At 68.7% G+C, this 483-nt stretch carries 1 protein-coding gene; it reads right to left on the bottom strand.

Translation table 11 applies throughout. From position 1 onward, the window contains the following. Positions 1 to 467 (bottom strand): hypothetical protein (locus tag ACWJ6R_RS37955; protein ID WP_449066798.1); only part of this gene is annotated, 467 nt, incomplete at its 3' end. Between the last annotated feature and the right edge of the window lie 16 nt (positions 468 to 483).

The raw sequence follows: 483 nt of genomic DNA on the forward strand, positions 1-483 counted from the left end.
GAAGGCCGGGGCGGGAGGTCTTCCGGTGGCGGAGGGGTGAACCCGTCCGGGATATCGAAGTCCCAGTACTCGCTGGTCATCGAGACGAGCCCGTGCAGGGCGCGCTGGCTGCGCAGCGTGGTGGCGTGGGAGCGGACGCGCCGCACGCGGTCGTCGGTGGTGAGCCAGACCTCCCAGGTCATCCGGTCGGCGCCGTGCAGTCGCAGGTACTGATACAGGTCAGCGGCTACCGGATCCTCATCGTGGCGCGGTCGCAGCAGGAAGGTGTAGTGACGCAGTTCCTCCCCGTCCCGGTCTTCCCGGGCGAAGGACCGCATCTGCCCGCTGCGCTGAATCAGGGCGCTGGTCGGGCCCCACCCGCGATGGGTGTAGCCCGGGAGGCTTCTAGCCCAGATCCATCGCTTGCCGGTCTTGCGCTGCTCGGCCTCCGAAAGCCGGTGGTAGATCTCAGAACCGATCCGCAGCATGCGCACCGGCCCGTCT

The sequence above is a fragment of the Planomonospora algeriensis genome (assembly GCF_977012225.1).